This is a genomic window from Streptomyces sp. NPDC028368 (assembly GCF_055565615.1).
Map to the genome: position 1 here is coordinate 24402 of NZ_JBVHTY010000010.1, position 19800 is coordinate 44201.

At 71.8% G+C, this 19800-nt stretch carries 20 protein-coding genes and 1 pseudogene; 7 read left to right on the forward strand and 14 right to left on the reverse strand.

Features of this window, described 5'->3' with window-relative positions:
• Window positions 1-6: 6 nt before the first annotated feature.
• The 3 genes from ACZ4S3_RS23045 to ACZ4S3_RS23055 form a co-directional block, all read right to left on the reverse strand.
• Window positions 7-498 (reverse strand): LAETG motif-containing sortase-dependent surface protein, encoded by a 492-nt coding sequence (locus ACZ4S3_RS23045; protein ID WP_467937088.1) that lies wholly within the window; start codon window positions 496-498, stop codon window positions 7-9.
• A 123-nt stretch (window positions 499-621) separates the two neighbouring features.
• A complete protein-coding gene (locus tag ACZ4S3_RS23050) occupies window positions 622-858 on the reverse strand; it encodes a hypothetical protein (RefSeq protein ID WP_467937090.1) in 237 nt (78 codons plus the stop codon).
• On the reverse strand, window positions 855-1181 hold the full coding sequence (locus ACZ4S3_RS23055) for an ArsR/SmtB family transcription factor (protein WP_467937092.1): 327 nt from the start codon (window positions 1179-1181) through the stop codon (window positions 855-857). Before ACZ4S3_RS23055 ends, ACZ4S3_RS23050 begins: the two co-directional genes overlap by 4 nt.
• 199 nt (window positions 1182-1380) lie before the next feature.
• On the opposite strand from ACZ4S3_RS23055, the gene ACZ4S3_RS23060 reads away from it, so the two are divergent.
• Window positions 1381-3654 carry an MMPL family transporter gene (locus tag ACZ4S3_RS23060; protein WP_467937094.1) on the forward strand — a complete coding sequence of 758 codons (2274 nt, stop codon included), beginning with the start codon at window positions 1381-1383 and terminating at the stop codon, window positions 3652-3654.
• A gap of 127 nt (window positions 3655-3781) precedes the next feature.
• On the opposite strand, the gene ACZ4S3_RS23065 is transcribed toward ACZ4S3_RS23060, so the two are convergent.
• Both ACZ4S3_RS23065 and ACZ4S3_RS23070 read right to left on the reverse strand, forming a co-directional pair.
• Window positions 3782-4840, reverse strand: coding sequence for an NAD(P)-dependent alcohol dehydrogenase (locus ACZ4S3_RS23065; protein WP_467937096.1), 1059 nt, complete (start codon window positions 4838-4840; stop codon window positions 3782-3784).
• Window positions 4841-5016: 176 nt separating this feature from the next.
• Complete coding sequence (locus ACZ4S3_RS23070; protein WP_467937097.1) at window positions 5017-5364, reverse strand: hypothetical protein; 348 nt, start codon at window positions 5362-5364, stop codon at window positions 5017-5019.
• Between the two features lie 282 nt (window positions 5365-5646).
• On the opposite strand from ACZ4S3_RS23070, the gene ACZ4S3_RS23075 reads away from it, so the two are divergent.
• Window positions 5647-5820 carry a hypothetical protein gene (locus ACZ4S3_RS23075; protein WP_467937099.1) on the forward strand — a complete coding sequence of 58 codons (174 nt, stop codon included), beginning with the start codon at window positions 5647-5649 and terminating at the stop codon, window positions 5818-5820.
• Window positions 5821-5882: 62 nt separating this feature from the next.
• Here ACZ4S3_RS23075 and ACZ4S3_RS23080 read toward each other — a convergent pair whose 3' ends face one another.
• The 3 genes from ACZ4S3_RS23080 to ACZ4S3_RS23090 form a co-directional block, all read right to left on the reverse strand.
• Complete coding sequence (locus ACZ4S3_RS23080) at window positions 5883-7049, reverse strand: flotillin family protein (protein ID WP_467937101.1); 1167 nt, start codon at window positions 7047-7049, stop codon at window positions 5883-5885.
• Between the two features lie 11 nt (window positions 7050-7060).
• Window positions 7061-7312 carry a hypothetical protein gene (locus ACZ4S3_RS23085; RefSeq protein ID WP_467937103.1) on the reverse strand — a complete coding sequence of 84 codons (252 nt, stop codon included), beginning with the start codon at window positions 7310-7312 and terminating at the stop codon, window positions 7061-7063.
• A 177-nt stretch (window positions 7313-7489) separates the two neighbouring features.
• Complete coding sequence (locus ACZ4S3_RS23090; RefSeq protein WP_467937105.1) at window positions 7490-9046, reverse strand: MFS transporter; 1557 nt, start codon at window positions 9044-9046, stop codon at window positions 7490-7492.
• 85 nt (window positions 9047-9131) lie between these two features.
• Between ACZ4S3_RS23090 and ACZ4S3_RS23095 the strand changes: the two are divergent.
• Window positions 9132-9881, forward strand: a pseudogene (locus ACZ4S3_RS23095) (helix-turn-helix transcriptional regulator); the annotation flags it as partial.
• Here ACZ4S3_RS23095 and ACZ4S3_RS23100 read toward each other — a convergent pair.
• Window positions 9848-10813 carry a methyltransferase domain-containing protein gene (locus tag ACZ4S3_RS23100; RefSeq protein WP_467937107.1) on the reverse strand — a complete coding sequence of 322 codons (966 nt, stop codon included), beginning with the start codon at window positions 10811-10813 and terminating at the stop codon, window positions 9848-9850. The pseudogene ACZ4S3_RS23095 and the gene ACZ4S3_RS23100 sit on opposite strands and share 34 nt — an antisense overlap.
• A 28-nt stretch (window positions 10814-10841) precedes the next feature.
• On the opposite strand from ACZ4S3_RS23100, the gene pdxR reads away from it, so the two are divergent.
• Window positions 10842-12476 carry a MocR-like pyridoxine biosynthesis transcription factor PdxR gene (gene pdxR / locus ACZ4S3_RS23105; protein ID WP_467937109.1) on the forward strand — a complete coding sequence of 545 codons (1635 nt, stop codon included), beginning with the start codon at window positions 10842-10844 and terminating at the stop codon, window positions 12474-12476.
• Here the strand turns inward: pdxR and ACZ4S3_RS23110 are convergent.
• Both ACZ4S3_RS23110 and ACZ4S3_RS23115 read right to left on the reverse strand, forming a co-directional pair.
• Window positions 12463-12984, reverse strand: coding sequence for an LppU/SCO3897 family protein (locus ACZ4S3_RS23110; RefSeq protein WP_467937111.1), 522 nt, complete (start codon window positions 12982-12984; stop codon window positions 12463-12465). The genes pdxR and ACZ4S3_RS23110 overlap by 14 nt on opposite strands.
• Window positions 12985-13095: 111 nt before the next feature.
• The gene (locus ACZ4S3_RS23115; RefSeq protein WP_467937113.1) at window positions 13096-13587 is read right to left on the reverse strand and encodes a nuclear transport factor 2 family protein; all 492 of its coding nucleotides are present in this window, start codon (window positions 13585-13587) and stop codon (window positions 13096-13098) included.
• Window positions 13588-13722: 135 nt separating this feature from the next.
• Here ACZ4S3_RS23115 and ACZ4S3_RS23120 point away from each other — a divergent pair, with 135 nt between their 5' ends.
• Entirely contained in the window at window positions 13723-14313 is a 591-nt protein-coding gene (locus ACZ4S3_RS23120; RefSeq protein ID WP_467937115.1) for a TetR/AcrR family transcriptional regulator, read from the forward strand.
• A 75-nt stretch (window positions 14314-14388) separates the two neighbouring features.
• Here the strand turns inward: ACZ4S3_RS23120 and rocD are convergent, their stop codons facing one another.
• The 3 genes from rocD to ACZ4S3_RS23135 form a co-directional block, all read right to left on the reverse strand.
• Window positions 14389-15612 (reverse strand): ornithine--oxo-acid transaminase, encoded by a 1224-nt coding sequence (gene rocD / locus ACZ4S3_RS23125; RefSeq protein ID WP_467937117.1) that lies wholly within the window; start codon window positions 15610-15612, stop codon window positions 14389-14391.
• On the reverse strand, window positions 15609-16430 hold the full coding sequence (ddaH, locus tag ACZ4S3_RS23130) for a dimethylargininase (protein ID WP_467937565.1): 822 nt from the start codon (window positions 16428-16430) through the stop codon (window positions 15609-15611). The genes rocD and ddaH overlap by 4 nt, the downstream gene beginning before the upstream one ends.
• 271 nt (window positions 16431-16701) lie before the next feature.
• The gene (locus ACZ4S3_RS23135; protein ID WP_467937119.1) at window positions 16702-17208 is read right to left on the reverse strand and encodes an Lrp/AsnC family transcriptional regulator; all 507 of its coding nucleotides are present in this window, start codon (window positions 17206-17208) and stop codon (window positions 16702-16704) included.
• 241 nt (window positions 17209-17449) lie between these two features.
• On the opposite strand from ACZ4S3_RS23135, the gene ACZ4S3_RS23140 reads away from it, so the two are divergent.
• Window positions 17450-18247: a GntR family transcriptional regulator gene (locus tag ACZ4S3_RS23140; RefSeq protein ID WP_467937121.1), complete on the forward strand. Its 798-nt coding sequence runs from the start codon at window positions 17450-17452 to the stop codon at window positions 18245-18247.
• A 13-nt stretch (window positions 18248-18260) separates the two neighbouring features.
• Window positions 18261-19787, forward strand: a complete 1527-nt coding sequence (locus tag ACZ4S3_RS23145; protein WP_467937123.1) for an MFS transporter — start codon at window positions 18261-18263, stop codon at window positions 19785-19787.
• Window positions 19788-19800 lie beyond the last annotated feature (13 nt).

Sequence of the window (19800 nt, forward strand, 5' to 3'; positions counted from 1 at the left end):
CGGGTGTCAGGCGCGTCGGCGGCGGACCGCGTAGAGCGTGCCGCCGCCCGCGGCGATCAGTGCGGCGGCGGCGCCGCCGAGCGCGTAGGTGGTGGCGGGGGACGCGCCGGTGTGCGCGAGCTGGTCGCCGCTACGGCCGGGCGCCGCACCGGACTTGGGGCCCTGGCTCGGCGCGGGGCCGGGGCGGGACGGTTCGACGGTGGGGCGGCTCGACGGGGTGCCGGTGCTGGGCGGGGTGCTGGGCCGCGCGGTGGGCCGGGTGCTCGAGGGGCTGCTCGGCCGGGCGGTGGGGGAGGGGGTGTGACGGCCGTCCGGGGCGGGCGACGGGGTCGCCGAGCCGGCCGTGGGCCGCGGCGCCGGGGCGTCGGCGTGCGCGGCGGCGGCCGTGGACAGCGAGGTGAGGACGAGCGCGGTCAGCAGTCCGGCGCCGGCGGCACCCCTCAGGCGGGTGCGGGCGGCGCCGGGTGCGTCACTGCGGGTGGTGCGGGTGGGCTTCACGATCGGGCTCTCCACGTTCTTCGACGGGGCGGCGCCTGATGGCGCCCTCACCCGTGACGACGTGTGGCGGGGGCGGGGGTTGCCGATCGGTGCGGAAAATTTCTCCGGGGCGGCCCGCGGCCTTCAGCCCACGCTCTGCAGCAGCTTCTCCACGGCCTTGAGCCGGTCGCTCAGCTCCGCCAACCGGTCGTTCATCGCCTGCTGGTTGGCGGTGACCTGCTCGGCGAGCTTGCGGTACTCGGCCAGCGCCGCGGCGTCCGCGCGATGCCGCTGCAGCTTGAAGTACGAGGCCACGATCGCCACGACCGAAGCGAAGATGATCAAAAGGACTGCGATCGGGATGATGGTGCTGCCGCTCATGTATGCGTCCCCTTGAGTTCGTTCGGTCCCGACCGGTCGTCCTGGAGTGCGGCGAGGACGGTCGCCACGTTCAACTTCAGCTCGAATGGTGCCAGTTCGAAGTACTTCAGCGCCTTGCCGTCCTCGGACAGCTCCAGTTGGCCCACGACCAGACCGGCCTTCTCCAGCCGGTCCAGGTGCATATAGAGCAGCGGCCGGGAGATCTCCAGCCGGCGGGCCAGCTCGCTGACGTACAGCCGGCCATCGGCCAGTTCGCCGATCACCCGCAGTCGCTGTGCATGCCCCACGGCGGACAGCAGGGCCAGCAGCTCCTCGCTGTTCATGGCCCACCTTCTTGCTGTTCCGGACGCCTGTTCAGCGGAGGTTTTCGTACGCCGGGACGGACTGTCAAGCGCGTCCGCCGAGCTCTTCTTCCGCAATCTTACGGTTGACGGCTCGTGGAGACACCTGTAATTCTCCACTGACATGCGTAACATTCTTGCGTCCAGGGGGGCGCGACGTGACGTCGAAGGGGCTGGACACATGGATGTGAGGGATATGGACGTGCGGGAGGGGGCCGGGAAAAAGCGGCCCGGCACCGTACGGATAGCGGCCTGGAGCGCCCGGCATCCCTGGCGCGGGCTGGCCGTATGGCTGGCGTTCGTGGTGCTGTCCCTGGGCGTGGGGATCGCGATGGGCACCCACAACGCCACCGCCGACGACTACCGCACCGGCGAGGCCGGCCGCGCCGAGGCGATGGCGGCCGCCGGGCATCTGGACCACGAGCCGGTCGAACAGGTGCTGATCTCCGCCCGGTCGGGCTCACTCGACCGGGCCGCCGCCGACGCGGCCGTCCGCGACATCACCGCCCGGATGCACAAGCTTCCCGAGGTCAAACGGGTCGCGCCCGCGGTGCGTTCGGCCGACGGCGGCACGCTGCGGGTCGAGGTCACCTTGAAGGGCACCGACGCGGACGACGATAAGCACCTGGCGCCGCTCGCCGCGCAGACCGCGGCGGCCCAGCGCAGCCATCCGGCGCTACGGGTGGAGGAGACCGGCAGTCCGTCCATCAGCGTCGGTGTGGACACCCAGCGCGACAACGACCTGGCGCTCTCCGAGGCGACCACCCTGCCGATCACGCTGCTGACGCTGCTGGCCGTCTTCGGATCGGTCGTGATGGTGGCCGTCCCGCTGCTGCTGGCGCTGACCTCCATCGCCGCCGCCGTCGGCCTGTCCATGATCGTCTCGCATGTGCTGCCCGACGCCGGCGTGGGCATGAACATCATCATCCTGATCGGCATGGCCGTCGGCGTCGACTACACGCTCTTCTACCTCAAGCGCGAACGCGAGGAACGGGCCCGCTCGGGCGGCCGGCTCACCGCCGAGGCCTTGGTGGAACTGGCCGCCGCCACCTCCGGCCGGGCGATCGTCGTCTCCGGCTTCGCCGTGGTCGTCTCCACCGCCACCCTCTACCTGGCCGCCGACATCGTCTTCTCGTCCCTGGCCACCTGCACCATCATCGTCGTCGTGGCCGCCGTGTTCAGCTCGCTGACCGCGCTGCCCGCCCTGCTGGTCACGATCGGGCGCCGCGCCGAACGCCGGGCCGCCCGCCGCGAGGCCAAGGCGGCCGGCAGCGGCGCCCGGCGCACCCGCCACGGCAAGGACCACGCCGAGGCCGGCCGCGTCTGGACCGCGCTGCTGCGCCCCGCGAGCAAGCACCCGGCACTGACCCTGTGTGTATCGGCCCTGCTCATGCTGGGGCTGGCGGCACCCGCCCTGGGCATGCACCTCCGGGTCCTCAACAAGGACAGCCACTCCCGCGAGATCCCGGCCCTCCAGGCCTACGACCGCCTCGCCGCGGCCTTCCCCGAACTGCGCATCCAGCACCAGGTCGTCGTCCAGGCCGGAGCCGGCCAGGAGGCCGAAGTGGCGGGCGCCGTACGCGAGTTGGTACGGCGGACCGCACAGGACCCGCTCTACGCCAAGAACATGCGGCCGACGGTACGGGTCTCGGCCGACCGCCGGACCACCGCCGTATACCTTGCGGTGCCGTACACACTCAGCTCGCCCGAGGCGCTCTCCTCGCTCGATCACCTCCGCAAGGACTACCTCCCGGCCACCGTCGGCAAGGTGGCCGGAGCCCGTTTCGCCGTCACCGGTGACCTCCCGCACGACACCGACTACCTGGCCCACCAGAACGAGAAGCTCCCCCTGGTCGTGGGGATGCTGCTGCTTCTCACCTTCCTCCTCACCGCCGCGGTGTTCCGCTCCGTCGTCCTCGGGCTGATCGGCGTGGCGCTCAACCTGCTCTCCGCGGCGGCCGCGTTCGGCCTGGTCGTGATCTTCTTCCAGCACGGCCTGGCCAGCACGCTGTTCGGCTTCGATCCCGCGGCGACCAGCGCCATCGGTTCCCGGGTGCCGCTCTTCCTCTTCGTCATCCTCTTCGGGCTGTCGATGGACTACCAGGTCTTCGTCGTCAGCCGCATCCGCGAGGCCGCACTCGCCGGCGTACCCACCCAGCAGGCCGTACTGCAGGGCACCGTCACCTCCGCCAAGGTCGTGACCAGCGCGGCCGTGGTGATGGTGACGGTGTTCGGCAGCTTCATGCTGCTCCACCTCGCCGAGATGAAGCAGATCGGCTTCAGCCTCGCGGTGGCGGTCCTCCTGGACGCCTTCGTCATCCGGGTCATGATCCTGCCGGCGACGATGACGCTGCTGGGGCGGGCGAGCTGGTGGCCGTCACGGGGGATGCGGCGGGCGCAGGAGCGGGGCGTGAGAGCCGGCAACTCCCGTGTCGGGACGCTCACTTCTCTTTGATCAGGACTTCTCCTTGATCAAAGGAGCGATCATCTCGGCGGCCACCGCGAGGAGGCCGTACGACGACGCCCGGGGCGGCCTGCAAAGGGCCGCCCCGGGCGGAGGCATCACCACGAGGTGCGAGGTATCAGATCGTGGAAGTGTCGATGACGAACCGGTACCGGACGTCGCTCGCCAGCACCCGCTCGTACGCCTCGTTGATCTGGTCCGCGCTGATTACCTCGATGTCCGCGGCCAGGCCGTGCTCACCGCAGAAGTCCAGCATTTCCTGGGTCTCCGGGATGCCGCCGATCATCGAGCCGGAGAACGACTTCCGCCCGGGGATCAGCGCGAACGGCGCGATCGTCAGCGGCTTCTCCGGGGCGCCCACCTGGACCAGGGTGCCGTCGGTGCGCAGCAGGCCGAGGTAGGCGTTGATGTCCAGGTCGGCCGAGACGGTGTTGAGGATCAGGTCGAAGCTGCTGGCCAGCACCTCGAAGGTGGCCGGGTCGGACGTCGCGTAGTAGTGCTCGGCGCCGAGCCGCAGGCCGTCGTCCTTCTTGCGCAGCGACTGGCTGAGGACGGTGACCTCCGCGCCCATCGCGTGCGCGATCTTCACGCCCATGTGGCCGAGGCCGCCGAGGCCGACGACCGCGACCTTCTTGCCGGGGCCTGCCTTCCAGTGGGCGAGCGGGGAGTAGAGGGTGATGCCGGCGCACAGCAGCGGGGCGGCGGCGTCCAGCGGGATGCTCTCCGGGATGCGCAGCGCGTAGTTCTCGTCGACGACCAGGTGCGTGGAGTAGCCGCCGTAGGTGGGCTCGCCGTCCCGGCCGATGGCGTTGTACGTGCCGATGTTCCCGGACTCGCCGGTGCAGTACTGCTCCAGGCCGGCCTGGCAGTTCTCGCACTCCCGGCAGGAGTCGACGAAGCAGCCGACGCCGACCCGGTCGCCCTGCTGGTAGCGGGTGACGGCGGAGCCGACCTCGGCGACCACGCCGGCGATCTCGTGACCGGGAACGATCGGGAAGTTCCCGCCGTCGCCCCACTCGGCGCGGACGGTGTGGATGTCGGAGTGGCAGATGCCGGCGTACTTGATGTCGATCAGGATGTCGTGGGCACCCAGCTCGCGGCGCGGAATGGTGGTGCGCTCCAGCGGAGCCTTCGGGGCGGGTGCGGCATACGCGGCGACAGAGGTGTGGGTGGTCATGCCATCGAGAATGAGCCACTGCCAATCCCGTAACCAGTGCCCTCTTGAACGTAGGCATGGTGTGCCTGGTCCTGGCAGAACCACCCTGCCGCCGAGCGACGCGCCGCCGGACCGCGTACCGGCCCTGCGGAACCCATGGCTGGGGCGGGCCGTGGCGCCCGCCCCAGTTCAGGGCCTCAGGAGAAGACCACCGACCGGACCTTCAGCCGGGCCGAGGCGTGGCCGCCGTGCGGGCGGAGGCTGAAGCGGTCGCCCGTGCACTCGGGGCCTGTGAAGACCGTGGCGGTCGCGTCGGTGTCGTTCCGCGGTGAGTGTGCGGGCGGCACCGCCTCGTCGGCCACCTCGGGGAGCGTGATGCACTCGCGGCTGGGCGGTTCGGGCAGCACGTAGGGCTGCGGGTCGTCGTCGACGATGTAGGTGAAGATTCCCGTGGCGGCGCCGGCCGGGGCGGGCAGGCTCAGGACGAGCGTGAGGGCGCCGACGGCGGTGGCGACTGCGGTGGCGGCGGTCCGGTGAAGACGCACAGACATTCCTTCCCTGGGGCGATCCATACGGATTGCCTGATGCCCATGCATACGCCCGCAGATGTGCCCGGTCACACGAAGGGGGACTGCCGAATCGATCCCTCGCGCGGTGTACGAACCAGGCGTAACTCCTGTTCGCGGTCCGGGAGTTGGCGGCCGGATGAAGTCGCCCCCGCGGCGCATGTCCGCGGGGGCGGTGGATCAGCCGGTCACCGAGATCGCGGCGGTGGGGCAGATGGCCGCGGCCTCGCGTACCGCCAGGCGACCGAGGCGGGGGTCACGGTGGCCCGCTCCGATCTGTGGCTGCTGATGGCGCTGGAGGACAGCGGAGGCGTCAGCCGGGTCGGCGATCTGGCCGCCGATATCGCCACCACCGTCGCCGTGCTCAACCATCTGGTGGGCTACGCCCGGCGCAACCACCTGCAGGAGGACCGGCAGCGGGGGCGGGAGGCGTAGCGGCGGGAGGGGCGTGGCCGGCGTGGCCGCCTCTCCCGCCGAGGGCCTGTCGTAGCGCTGTGCTACTCGATCTCGACCCGGCCGCTGTGGCCCGCGCCGTTGGCCTGGCCGGAGTTGTCGTTCTTGTCGGTGCCGCGGTCCGGCGCGTCGGTGGCGCCGAGGTTGCGGCGGACCGAGTCGAGGATGGTCAGGCCCTGACCGACCAGGCCGGCGGCGATTTCGCCGAGGCCGTCGGCGCCGTTGAGGACATTGACATTGGCGCCCTGGAGGCCGGCCGAGGCCTCCTTGACGATCTGCGGGAGCTGGTCGATGACCATGCGGTCCAGCGCCACCCGGTCGTACGAGGCGGCGGCCTCGGCCTGGATCTTCATCCGCTCGGCCTCGGCCTGGGCCAGCAGCCGGATGCGCTCGGCCTCCGCCTCGGCGGGCTTGACGACCTCGGCGACCAGTTGCTGCTGACGCAGCTGGGCCGCCCGCTCGGCGAGCTCGGTCTGCGCGGCCAGCACCTCCTGCTGGGCGTGCGCCTGCTCCAGCGGACCGGCCTGCGCGGCCTTGGCCTGGGCGCGTTCGACCTCGGCGTTGTACTCGGCCTGGACGATGGCCGTCCGGCGGGAGTACTCGGCCTGGTTACGCGCCGCCTCCTGCTGCGCCTCGACCGACGCCTGGGTGGCCTGGGCCTGGGCGATCTGGGCCTGCCGCTGGATGGCCGCCTTGTGCGGAGCCGACATCGCGTCGATGTAGCCGGTGTCACCGTCGTCGATCGACTGAATCTGCAGGGAGTCGACGGTCAGGCCGATCTTGGCCATCTCGGTCTTGGACGTCTCCAGAACCTCGGTGGCCAGCTTCTGCCGCTCCGTGACGATCTCCTCGACCGTCATCGAACCGATGATGGACCGCAGATGACCGGCGAAGATCCGGCCGGTCAGCACCGACATCTGGTCCTGGTCGGACAGGAAACGCTGGCCGGCGTTGACCACGCTCTCGGTGTCGTTGCCGACCTTGAACGCGATCACGGCACGCACCGTCAGCGCGATGCCCTGCCGAGTGACGCACTTCTCGTCGACCTCCGCCTCACACATCGCCAGCGTCAGGAAGCGGACCTTACGGAAGACCGGCAGCACGAACTTGCCGTGACCGGTGACCACTCGGAATGGTGCGCCCCCCTGTCCACGCCTGCCTCCCGAGATCAGCATGGCTTGATCGGGGGCCGGAACGCGGTAACCGAACATCCTTCGTCTCCTCAACCGGCGTCGCCGGGATCGCCGGACAACGCCTCCAACGGATCAGCCCACTCAATGACGTCGACCTGGCGCGCGCCACGGGACTCGATCACGAGGACCGTCGCGCCCACCGGAAGGGGCTCGGCCGACCAGGCGACAAACGCCTCGGAGCCACCCCTGACCGACACCAGAACCTCACCGGGGCCGGCGGCCCCGCGAGTGCCGATCAACAGCACCCCCGTACAGCCGATCACGGCTTCATCCTGCGCCATCGGCTGCTGCCTTCCCCGTTACGTTCCTGGAAAACCGACCATAGCGCTCCGTTGAGCGGCGGCCTATCCTCGGGGCCCGCCGAGCCACCGGCGCTTTTCCGGGCCGGTCGGTCCGGCGTGTCGGCCCTGCCGGACCGGTGCGCCGGGCTGCCGAACGGGCACCGGGGGCCGCGGTGGTCACGTTCCCGGTTTCGCGGCGGTGTCGGGGCGTCGAGCGGGCGCGTCGGCGCGTGCCGCGGCGGTGTCGGGGAGGAGCGGCAGCAGAGCCGAAATCGCCGCCGCCAGCACCAGGTTGAAGACGACGGCCGTGGTCAGCGCATGCCCGTACGCGCCGGTGTCGTTGTGTGCGGCGCTGCCCAGGGAGTCGTAGTAGAGGACGCCGACGACCGCGACGCCGACCGCGCCGCCCACCTGCTGGCAGGTGGAGAGCACGCCGGAGGCCATGCCGACCTGCTGGGGGCCGACGTTGGCGAGTACGGCGTTCAGCAGCGGCGTGACCAGCAGCCCGTTGCCCGCGCCGACCAGCACCAGCGACGGTGCCAGGGCCCAGGCCGTCAGCGCCGTACCGGCGTTGCCGACCAGCACGATCGTGGCGATGTACCCGAGGCCGCTGACGAGCGCGCCGGCCTGGAGCAGGCGGCGGCCGAAGCGGGCCAGCCGTCCGGCGATGACGCTGACCGCGAAGAAGGCGACGGCGAGCGGCGTATAGACCAGTCCGGCGCCCAGCGCGTCCATGCCCAGACCGTCCTGCAGGGTGAGCGAGAGGACGAGGAAGAAGGAGTTGATGCCCGCGTACGCGACCACGACCAGCGTCATGCCGACGGCGAAGGGGCGGGTACGCAGCAGCCCGAGGTGGACGAGCGGAGCGCCACCCGAAGCCGCAACCCGCCGTTCCACCAGGCCGAACGCGCCGAACGCGAGCGCGCTGCCGGCCAGGCTGAGCCAGGTCCACAGCGGCCAGCCGTACGAGCGCCCTTCGACCAGCGGCACGACAAGGAGGAAGAGCGCCACGGTCAGCACGACGGCCCCCGGCAGGTCGAGGCGCCTGGCCTCCGGTGCGCGCGACTCGGGCACGCGCAGCAGGGCGAGAAACAGAGTGGCGAGCCCTATGGGGACGTTGACCCAGAAGACCGACCGCCAGGCGGAGCCGAAGAGGTCGGCGGACAGGGCGGCGGAGAAGCCGCTGGAGATGAGGACACCGCCGAGCAGTTGGCCGACGATGGTGGCCATGCCGATGACGGCGCCGAGCGCGCCGAACGCCTTCGGGCGCTGCGCCGCCGGGATCAGTACCTGAATCATCGCGAAGACCTGCGGGAACATCGCGGCCGCGGTGAGTCCCTGCGCCAGCCGCGCGGCAATCAGGCTGCCGGGGTCGGGCGCGACGGCGCAGCCCACGGAGGCCAGCGTGAACAGGGCCATACCGATCAGGAACAGCCGTCGGCGGCCGTAGCGGTCGCCGAGCCGGGCGCCGGTGATCAGGCCCATGGCGTAGGTGAGTTGGTAACCGGCCAGGATGAGCTGGATGTCGGCGGCGGAGGCGTGCAGATCGGCCTGGATGGCGGGCGCGGCGACGAGCACGATGAAGGTGTCGAGGACCGCCATGAACGCCCCCACCAGGACGACGGCCAGGGCCGGCCAGGGGGAGCGCGGGGGTGCGGGGTGTGCGGGGTGCGTGGTGTGCTGCCTCGTGGCGGCCTGCTGGGAGCGGGTGCCCGAGGGCTCGGTCCGGGTCATGCCGTAAGCGTCATCCAGGCCCGAACAGAGATACAGAGACCGATTATGCTGGTGTTCCAGCTACCCCCTACGTCAATCGAGTGCGATGGCCGACCTGGAGCGACGGCGCCGTCTGGCGGAATTTCTGCGGTCGCGCCGGGAGCGGGTCACGCCGGCCGAGGCGGGCATCCTCGCGGGACCGCGCAGACGTACGCCGGGACTGCGCCGCGAAGAGGTCGCGCAGCTCTCCGGGGTGAGCGTCACCTGGTACACGTGGCTGGAGCAGGCGCGGGACATCACCGTAAGCCGCCAGGTCCTCACCAGCCTGGCCCGCGCCCTGATGCTCAGCTCCGTGGAGCGCCGCCATCTGTTCGCGCTCGCCGACGAGCGGCCCCCGGAGCAGCCACCTGGCCGCGGACCGGGCCCCGCCCTGCAACGCCTGGTGGACGCCCTCGAACCGCACCCCGCCTACCTCCTCGACGCCAACTGGGACCTGGTCGGCTGGAACCGCGCCGAGGCCGCACTGATCGGCGACCCGGCGCAGCTGGCGCCCGCCGAACGCAATCTGCTCTGGCTGGTGTTCACGGATCCGGCCCTGCGCACCCTGCTGGTCGACTGGCAGGGGCAGGCCCGGGACCTGGTCGCCCAGTTCCGGGCGGACGCGCGGGGACAGTTCGGCGCGCCCCGCTTCGAGCGGCTCACGGCCGACCTGCGGCAGGTGAGCCCCGAGTTCCATGCCTGGTGGGAGGCGCACGACCTCGCCGACCTGGGCAGCAGCCGCCGGGAGTTCGACCACGCCGTGGTCGGGCCGCTGACCTTCGACTATGTGAAGCTGGCGGCGCTGGACGCGCCCGGCGTCAAGCTGTTCGCGTGTATGCCCTCGGACGCGGAGACGGCCCGGAAGCTGCCCGAACTCGTCTCGCTCCCCTTGACGGCGACGGCCTTGAAGAACGTGTAGTGGAAGCTGCCGCCGTCGTCCGCGGCGCGCCGTAGACCGGCGATTCCCCGGTCCCAGTCGGTGGCGGTGCCGAGTCCGGCGCGGAGCGCTTCCTCCCGTACGGCTTCGACCATGGCGATGAAGGTCCGCCGGGTGAACCCGTCGGCGAGCGCGGGCTGCGTCCCGTCCGTGTAGACGGTACGTGGCCGGACCGCCACGTCGTCGAACCCGGCGGCGGCCAGCAGCGGTTGCAGCTCCCGGCCGATCAGCGCGTTCCCGCCGGCGTCCGCCTGGAGCCGGACCAGGTGCCCGATCACGTCGTGCGCGGCACGGCTCTGCGGATGGAACAGCGTCGATCCGTGGTCCCCCTCGATGACGGTGAGGGTGCCGTGGGGCCGCAGGACGCGCCGCAGTTCGGCCAGCGCGCGCCGGGGATCGCCGAGATGCTCCAGTACGAAGCAGGCGAAGACATGGTCGAAGGTCGCGTCCCCGAAGGGCAGTTCATACAGATCGGCCTGTTGCCACTCGACCCGCCCCTTCGGCGCATGCCTGGCCACATGAGCGCGCGCCTGCGCCAGCGACTCCGCGGACCGGTCGACGGCGACGATCCGCGCCCCGGGGCTGCCCTCGGCCAGGTGCACGGTCTGCGCGCCGACCCCGCAGCCGGCCTCCAGGACACGGCTGCCCGCGGGATACGACGTACCGGAATGGAGGAGGGAGGCGAGGGTGTCGGCCTGATCGCCGAGCCTGCGGGCCTCCCGTTCCGAATATCCGTGGACGTAATCGCCGGCCGTCTCGCGTGCCTGTGCCGTGAAACCGCTCAATTCGCTCAACTCGCTGCCCGTGTACATGGATTCACCGTGCCGCCACAATGGCCCGGTGAACAGGTCCAAAGACAACCCTGCCGACCGGTCCATAACCTCGCCGCGCACCGGTACGACATCAGCGGCAGCGGCAGCGGCGACGCCCGGCCCCGCGGCCCCCGGGGCCGATTTCCTCCAGCTGGACATCGACGGCGCGCCCACGGGCGGGCGCTCCGACTGGCTGGCCCGGCAGCTGCGGCTGGCGATCTCCGACGGCCGCCTCCCGGTGGGGAGCAAGCTGCCCGCCACCCGGGCGCTCGCCGCCGACCTGCGGGTATCGCGTGGCGTGGTGACCGAGGCGTATCAGCGGCTGACCGAGGACGGGCAGATCGCGGGGCGGGGGAGGGGCGGCACGGTCGTCGTCGCCGCGCCGTTGGCGGCACCCGCGCCGTTGGCGGAGGCCGTGCCCGCCGAGCCACCGCCGGTGCCCGCACCGTTCGCCACCGCCCCCGGCCCGGACGTCTTCGACTCCCTCCGTACGGCCCTGGCCCGCATCGATCTCTCGCCCGGCGTGCCCGACCTGACGGCGTTCCCGCGGGCGGCATGGCTGCGCGCCGAACGCGCCGTCCTCCGCGACGTCCCGGCGGCGCACCTCGGTTACGGCGATCCCCGAGGCGCACCGGCGCTGCGCCTCGCCGTCGCCAACTGGCTGGCCCGTAATCGCGGCATCAGGGCGGACCCGTCGGAGGTGCTGATCGTCGCCGGCACCGCGCAGGCACTCGGCCTGATCGCCCAGGTCCTGCGGCGCGACGGCATCTCCGCGGTAGCGGTGGAGGACCCCGGATCGCTCGGCGTACGCCAGCATCTGCACAACTGGGCCGTGCGGACGCCGCCCATCCCGGTGGACGGCCAGGGCATTCGCGTCGATGCGCTACGGGCCGACGGGGCGCCCGCCGTCCTGCTCACGCCGGCGCATCAGTTCCCCACCGGGGTGGTGCTGGGCGGCCGCAGACGCCGTGAACTGCTGCGCTGGGCGGGCGAGGGCGGCTTGATCATCGAGGACGACTACGACGCCGAGCACCGCTACGACCGCCCACCAGTGCCCGCGCTGCGCGCCATGCTCGCCGAGCACGTCTGCTACGCCGGCAGCGTGTCCAAGCTGCTCGCGCCCGCCCTACGGGTGGGATGGCTGCTCGCGCCGCCGAAATACCGGGACGCGCTGACCGACGCCAAACGCTTCGCCGACCTGGGCAACGCCGTGCTGCCGCAGTGCGTACTGGCCCATCTGATGGAATCGGGCGAACTGGAGCGCCGGCTACGGCTCCTGCGCACGCGCCATCGCCGCCGCCGGGACGCGATGATCGCGGCGATCCGTACGCATCTGCCGGGCGCGGTCGTACACGGCGCGGCCGCGGGGCTGCACCTGACCCTCACCTTCGAGGAACCGGCGGATACGACGCGCGCCGGCCTCTCGGACACCGGCCTTGCCGCCGCGGCCCTCGCCGCCGGGGTGAAGGTCCAGCCCCTGTCCTGGCACAGCCAGCGCCCCCATCCGCCGGGGCTCGTTCTCGGCTACGCGGCGAGCTCCCCGGCAGCCATCACCGAGGGTGTGGAGATCATCGGCCGGGCCCTCCGACGGACAACAGCACCGGCCGCCACCCGCTCCCGCGGGCGACGGCCGGCGAGCGGGCCGACGGTCAGGCCTTGGTGAAGCACATGGTCTGGCCGACGCTGTGCCGGCTCCAGGTCGCGATTCGGTAGACGTACTGCGGCCCGCACTTCTTGTCGGCGCCGGTCAGGGTCTCGCCCAGCTTGTACTCGGCTTCGGCGGAGTCACAGCCGACGACCGTCGTCTCCACGTCATCGCCGCTGCCGTCCACCTTGACGCAGTCGCCGACCTTCGGGTTGTGCTTGTCGTCGTAGGCCTTGGCCGAGGCGGACGCCGAGGCCTCCTCGGCGGCCTTGCCGCCGTTGGGATCGGTGTTGTAGTTCCACACGTACCAGGCCCCGCCGCCGAAGATGGCCAGGACGATGACGGCGGTGATCAGCGCCCGCAACGGACTGCGCTGCGGCGGCCGCTGCGGCCCGCGCGGCGGCTGCGGCTGCCCGTACGGCTGCTGCTGTTGCGGATGCCCATAGGGCTGCTGCTGCTGTTGCTGCGGATACCCGTACGGCTGCTGCGGCGGCTGATTCTGATAGGGCGGCGGCGGTGCGGACATAACTGAGTTCCCCCATGGAGACGGCAACTGCACGAACGAAGGTCAACGCGGCGTTGACCGGTGCAGGCTACCTTCCGGTGCCCGCCCGCCCCTCAACCGTCCCCGGCGCCCTCAACGGAAGGGAAGACCGGCCGATGTGCCCGCCGGCCCCTTCTGCGTCTCCTCCCCCTTCTCCGCATCCGGCCGGGCCCCGAAGATCCGCCGCTCCGATTCCTCGATCGCGACGTCATGAATTCCCGCCTCGCGCCGCCGCATCAGCCCGTCCTCGTCGAACTCCCACAGCTCATTGCCGTAGCTGCGCCACCACTGCCCCTGTGCATCACGGCACTCGTACTGGAACCGCACCGCGATGCGGTTCCCGCTGTACGACCACAGCTCCTTGCGCAGCGCGTAGTCCCGCTCCCGGGCCCACTTCTGGCGCAGAAAGGCCACGATGGCGTCGCGGCCGGTGAGAAAGGTGTCGCGGTTCCGCCAGATCGAGTCCTCGGTGTAGGCGAGCGAGACGCGCTCGGGATCGCAGGTGTTCCACGCGTCCTCCGCGGCCTGCACCTTCTGCCGCGCGCTCTGCTCGTCGAACGGCGGAAACGGGGGTCGTGACGCCATGACGGGCTCCTTCCTGTCCTGTTCCTGAACTGTTCCTGGCCTGCTCTGACGTGCGTGACCGGTGGAGAACGTTCGTTCTCCACCGCCTCGGCTACTCTAGAGAACGAACGTTCTCCAGGGAAGCGGGAGTCAGGAATGCGCCAGGACGAGGGCGGCGGTACGGCCACGGACGAGCCCCGCGTGCGGATACTCGACGCCGCCGAGAAGCTGTTCTACGACCGCGGGATCCAAGCCGTCGGCATGGACGAACTCCGCACCGCGGCCGGGGTCTCCCTCAAGCGCCTCTACGGCTGCTTCCCCTCCAAGAACGACCTCGTCGCCGCCTACCTGACCCGCCGTGACACCCGCTGGCGCAGCGCCCTCGCCGCACATGTCACCGAGCACGCCGCCACCCCCGAAGCCCGCCCGGCAGCCGTCTTCGACTGGCTGCACACGTGGTTCACCGCCCCCGGCTTCCGTGGCTGCGCCTTCATCAACTCCTTCGGTGAGCTGGGCGCGACGTCCGCTTCCGTGACGGCCGCCGCCCGTGACCACAAGCGGGCGCTGCTCGACTACCTCACCGAGCTGGCGCGCGCTGCCGGGGTGCGGGAACCCGCCGTGCTGGGAGGCCAGTTGGCGCTGCTGGTCGACGGGGCGATCACCACGGCCGCGATATCCGGCAGCCCACAAGCGGCGCGGGACGCCGGCGCGGCGGCGCGCGCACTGATGGCGTCGGAACGGGCATGACGGCGCCCCCTCGAAATCGACCTCCGGAGGGGGCGCCCTCATGCGAGCGGGCGCGCGAGGGCGCCGGCGGCGGGCCTACGACAGCGTGCGCTCCAGGGCGTCCAGTGCCCCCTCCAGCTCTTCCCGGCTGATGGTCAGCGGCGGGGCGAGGCGGATGGTGGAGCCGTGGGTGTCCTTGACGAGGATGCCTTCGTTCAGGAGGCGTTCGCTGATCTGGCGGCCGGTGCCCAGGGCCGGGTCGATGTCGATGCCGGCCCAGAGGCCGCGGGTACGGAAGCCGGTGACGCCCTTGGTGGTGAGGGCGGCCAGGCCGGTGTGCAGGACCTTGCCCAACTCGGCGGCGCGGCGCTGGAATTCGCCGGTGGCGAGGAGGTCGATGACGGCCGAGCCGACGGCGGCGGCGAGGGGGTTTCCGCCGAAGGTGGAGCCGTGCTGGCCGGGGCCGAGGACGCTGAGGACGTCACGGCGGGCGACGACCGCGGAGACCGGGACGATGCCGCCGCCGAGGGCCTTGCCGAGCAGGAGGATGTCGGGCCGGACGGATTCGTGGTCGACGGCGAGGGTGTGGCCGGTGCGGCCGAGGCCGGACTGGATTTCGTCGGCGATGAAGAGGCAGCCGGTGCGTTGGGTCAGCTCGCGTACGCCGGTGAGGTAGCCGTCGTCGGGGATCAGGACGCCCGCCTCGCCCTGGATGGGTTCGATCAGGACGGCGGCGGTCGTTTCGTCGATGGCCGCTTCGAGGGCGGCGAGGTCGTTGTAGGGGACGGTGCGGAAGCCCGGCGTGAAGGGCCCGAAGCCGGTGCGGGCGGTGTCGTCGTCGGAGAAGCTGACGATGGTGGTCGTACGGCCGTGGAAGTTGCCGGCGGCCACGACGATGGTGGCCTGACCGGCCGGGACGCCCTTGACGTCGTACGCCCATTTGCGGGCCACCTTGATGCCGCTCTCCACCGCCTCGGCGCCGGTGTTCATCGGGAGCACCATGTCCAGGCCGGTCAGGCCGGCCAGGCGTGTGGCGAAGTCGGCGAGGCGGTCGTGGTGGAAGGCGCGGGAGGTGAGGGTGAGCTGGTCGAGCTGGCGGTGGGCGGCCTCGATCAGGGCGGGGTGGCGGTGGCCGAAGTTGAGGGCCGAGTAGCCGGCCAGCATGTCGAGATAGCGGCGCCCCTCGACGTCCTCGACCCAGACGCCCTCGGCGCGCGCGATCACCACGGGGAGCGGGTGGTAGTTGTGGGCGACGACGGGGGCTTCGGCCTGGATGAAGGCGTCCGACGAGCGGCGGGTGCGCTGAGGTGTGACAGTCATGAGCGGATCTCCTGGGTGCAGCACTTGATGCCGCCGCCGGCCTTGTGGAATTCCGAGAGGTCGACGGGGACGGGGACGTAGCCGCGGGCGGCGAGCTGGTCGATGAGGCCGGTGGCCTGGGGGGCGATGAAGACATGCCGGCCGTCGGAGACGGAGTTGAGGCCGAAGGCCATGGCGTCGTCCCGGGTGGCGAGAAGCGCGTCGGGAAAGAGCCGTTGGAGCACCTCGCGGCTGCCGGAGGAGAACGCCTCGGGGTAGTAGGCGATGTTCGCGTCGCCCGATTCCGGCGCTTCTTCGAGGACGAAGAGGGCGGTGTCCAGGTGGTAGAAGTACGGGTCCACCAGGCGGAGGCCGACGGTCGGTACGCCGAAGAACTCCTGCACCTCGGCGTGGGCTTCGCGGGTCGTACGGAAGCCCGTGCCGGCGAGGATGTAGCGGCCGGCCGGTACGAGATCCCCCTCGCCCTCGCACGCCGACTCCGGGCGGTAGACGTCGTATCCCGCCGTCTTGAACCAGGTCTCGTACTCGGTGGATTCCGGGCGGCGTTGGGGCGCGTGGAAGAGGGAGCCGAAGACCTTGCCCGCGACGGTCAGCGCGGAGTTCGCCGCGAAGACCATGTCGGGGAGGCCCGGTGCGGGGGCGATGGCCTCCACCGTGTGGTGGTGCTCGCGGTAGGCGCGGATCAGTGTCTGCCATTGCCGGGCCGCGAGGGCCGTGTCCACCTGCGCGTTCTCACGCATCCAGGGGTTGATGGCGTAGCGCACGTCGAAGTGACTGGGCTCGCAGACCAGATAGCGCCGGGCGCGCGGCGTGCGGATGGTCGTACGCGGCGTCGTACGAAGTGCCGGACGGCTCGTCGACGCGAAGGCGTCCCGTGGCGCGGAAACATCCCTTGGCACAGAAGCATCCCTTTCGCTTCCTGCGGGGCAGGCGGGGGTGGGTGGAGCGGAGCGGCCGGGTGGAACCAGACGGGGTGACCGAGGGTCACTGGTCGTCAACCGGGCGTTCTCCACGGTAAGGAGCCCCCGATTCGGGCCACAAGAAACGAAAGCTGCTCGTTGGCGCAGGAATGCTGCGTATGTCGCGCCGCTACTGATGGTTTGCTGCGCCGGGTGCGGCGCTCGGCTGCCGTGCGCCCGCCTCCGGACTGTCCGGGAGCAGATGGGACAGGACCATGTAGCTGATCGTCTTGCGGATGAACGGCTCGGCCCTGATGCGCTCCAGCACCTCCTCGAAGTGCTCGACGTCGGTCGCCCTGACGTGCAGCAACGCGTCGGCGCCGCCGGTCACGGTCATCGCGGCGGCGATCTCGGGGTGGTTGCGTACGACCTCCGCGAGGCGGCGGGGCGGCGCCGCGCTGTCGCAGTACACCTCGACGTACGCCTCGGTGAGCCAACCGAGCGCGGCGGGCCGCACGGTGGCGGTGAACCCGGTGATCACGTTGGTCTCGCGCAGCCGGTCGACCCGGCGCTTGACCGCGGTGGACGAGAGACCGATGGCCGCGCCGATCTCCGCGAAGCTGGCCCGGCCGTTCTCCATCAGAGCGGCGACGATCCGGCGGTCCAGGGTGTCGAACGGGGCGGCCTTGTGGGGCATGGCGGACGGCCCTTTCGAGAGAGTGCGGGAGCGGGTGCCTGCGGGGCCGCCCCACGGTAGCGATCAGCTTGCCGCACGGTGCGCCCGCAGGGGAGCGGCCGCGGCGGTGGCGTTGCCCGTGTCTCGCCCCCCTCTTCCCCAGGTCAGCGATCTATGCAGGTCAGATGGGGCGGCGTAACTTCGCCGTAACGCCGGGCGCCTAGCGTCGGGCGCGTTCGATCCGGGTGAGCGAGGAGGCTTGGTGCGCGATCCGAAGCCGGGGGACGGTGGGGCGGCCGGGGAGCCGCTGACGCGGGCCGATCGGGCTCGGCGGGTGGCCCATGTGCTGCGGGGACAGGTGTTGCGGGGGGCGTTCCCTGGCGGGGTGCTGCCGGATGAACGGGCGTTGATCGCCGAGTTCGGGGCCTCGCGGAACACGGTGCGGCAGGCGCTGGGGCTGCTGCGCGACGAGGGGCTGGTCGAGCGGCGGCGGGGCGTGGGAACGGTCGCCGTCGGGCGGGCGTACGAGCATCCGCTCGGGGAGCTGTCCGGCCTGGCCGAGGTGCTGCAGCGGCACGGCACGGTCGTCAACGAGGTGCGCGAGGCCGGGATCGTACGGCCGCCCGGCTCGGTCGCCCGGCGGCTGGGGCTGGCCGAGGGGGCGCCGGCCGTCTATCTGGAGCGGCTGCGGCGGGTGGACGGCGCGCCGTTGTCCCTGGACTGTACGTATCTCATCGCCGAGGTGGGCGAGCCGCTGCTGGCGCGGGGGCGGGACGCGCTGGAGCGGCAGGACGTCTTCGACCTGATCGAGACGGAGGCGGGGATGCCGCTCGGCAGGGCCGAGGTGTCGGTGCAGGCCGTGGTCGCGGATCCGGCGACGTGCGCGGTGCTGGCGATGCCCGAGGGCGGTGCCGTCCTCGCCGTCGAACGGCTCACCCGGCTCGCCGACGGCCGCCCCGCCGACCTGGAGTTCATTCATCTGCGGGGGGACCGGCTGACGCTGCACGCGACGCTCGACCGGGCGCGGGGCACGGTCACCGGCCCACCCCGCCCGTCATAGGGGGCGTACGCGAGTGGCTACGCGTACGGATACGGACGGGGACACGGACACGGACACGGATACCGCAACGGGTACGGGTACGGCCGGCCGAGGTGGCCGCTCCCGCGCCCTGATGACCACCGCCATGTGCCTCTGCGTCACCCTGGTCGTCGGCATGGTCTCCGCCGTCAACCTGGCCATCCCCGACCTCTCCGCCGGGGCGCTGCGCCCGTCGGCGGAGGCGGTGGTGTGGGTCGTGGACGGGTATGTCGTCGTCTTCGCCTGCCTGCTGGTGCCCGCGGGGGCGCTGGCCGACCGCCGGGGGCGCAAGGGCACGCTGCTCAGCGGGCTGGGGGTCTTCGCCGTCGGTTCGGTGGTGTGCGCGGCCGCGCCGCACGTCGGGGTGCTGATCGCCGGGCGCATGATCAGCGGCGTCGGCGCGGCCGCCGTACTGCCCACCACGCTCGCGCTGCTGGTGGACGGGCTGCCGGACGGGCCGCGGCGCAAGGCCATCGCCATCTGGGCGTCGATGACCGGGCTCGCCGCCGTACTGGGGAACGTGGGCGGCGGCGCGGCCCTCCGGTACGGCACCTGGCGCACGCTTTTCGTCTGTCTGGTGCCGCTCGCGCTGGCCGCCCTGCTGCTGGTCGCCGCGGTCACTCCCGTCACCGCCCGCTATCCGCGCCCGGCCGCACCGCTCGGCAGCGCCCTGCTCACCGGCGGCTTTCTGGCGCTGCTGTACGGGATCGTGTCCGGACCGCAGTCGGGGTGGGGGAGCCCGGCGGTCCTGGGGGCGCTCGCCGTGGCGGGGCTGTTGCTGGCGGCCTGGGCGCGGCATGAACTGCGGGTCGCCGAGCCGCTGCTCGACCCGCGGCTGTTCGCCCGCCCCGGTGTGCGCGCCGGGGCGGTGGGCATGGCGGCGCTGTTCACCGGCATGTTCGGGCTCTTCTACCTCAACGGCCAGTATCTGCAGTACGCCAAGGGATACGGGCCGTTGGGGGCCGGGGTGCGGCTGCTGCCGATGGCGGTGGCGCTGCTGGCCGGGCCGCGCTGCGGGCTGCTGTTGGAGCGGGTGTGCGGGCGGCGCGGCACGGTCGTCGTCGGCATGTTCGTGCTGGCGGGCGGGCTGGGCACGGTCTCCGCCGCCGACGCCCGTACCCCGTACGTGCTCTACGCGCTCGGTGCCGGCCTCACCGCGCTCGGCTGCGGCATCGCCACCCCGCTGCTCTCGCACGCCATGATGGCCGCGCTGCCCGCCGACCGGGCCGGCACCGGATCGGGACTGCAGAGCCTGGCCCGGGAGCTCGGCAGCGCCCTCGGCATCGCGGTGACCGGCACGATCACGACGGCGGTCTTCGCGGCCCGGCTGCCCGCGCCGCTGTCGGGCCCCGGCCATCCGACGACGGTGGCGGCGGCCGAGGCCCGTACGGCGGACGGCCGGCTGCGGGCGGCGGTGGTCGATGCGTTCACGGGCGGACTGCACATGGCGACGCTGGGGCTGGCCGGGGGAGTGGTGCTCACGGCGCTGCTGATCGCCCGGTGGATCCCGAAGGGGCGGTGACCGGCCCCCGATC